The following is a 757-nucleotide window of genomic DNA, read 5'->3' on the forward strand; positions in this document are numbered from 1 at the left end:
GCTTAGGTTCTGTTTATAAGCTTAATGAGCAACATCGTTTATTCGCGCAAATCAGCCAAGGTTTCCGTGCTCCAGATTTCCAAGAGTTGTACTACTCTTTCGGTAACCCAATGCATGGCTACCTTTTTAAGCCAAATCCTGATTTAAAAGCAGAAGACAGTATTTCGTACGGGTTTGGTTGGCGACATAACAATGACATTTGTAGCAGTGAAGTGTCAGTTTTCTACAGCGACTACGACAACTTCATCGAAAGTAAAACCGTCTCTGGCACTTGGACGCCAGTGACTGACCCTGCGATTCAGCAGTACGTGAATATAGGCAAAGCGACAATTAAAGGTATTGAGTTTTCAAACCAACTTTCGTGGAACAAGTTCATGCCAATCGAAGGCTTTAGCTCTCGTGTAGCAGCGGCGTATACGGAAGGTGAAGATGGAAACAATAATCCACTAAACAGTGTTAACCCTTGGAACCTTGTCGCTGGTTTTAATTACGATTCAGAACAAAACTGGGGAACCACGTTAACCATTAACTACACAGCCTCTAAAGACAAAAGCGACATAAATGACGATAAAGTGTTGCCTATCTCTGCTGCTACGGTTGTAGATATCACCGCGTACTACAAACCTATTAAAGATCTTACGTTGCGAGCAGGTCTGTTCAACGTGACAGATGAAGAGTACTACAATTGGAATGATGTGCGTGACCTTCAGACAGAGAACAAAGATCTGACTCAAGCTGGACGGAACTGGTCAATTAC

1 protein-coding gene is annotated in these 757 nt (G+C 42.9%); it reads left to right on the forward strand.

Annotated elements, in window-relative coordinates:
- Positions 1-757, forward strand: a 757-nt coding sequence (locus R7Q48_RS26890) for a TonB-dependent receptor domain-containing protein (protein WP_318133296.1), incomplete at both ends; no start/stop codon positions are given.

It is taken from the genome of Vibrio sp. 378 (assembly GCF_033339435.1).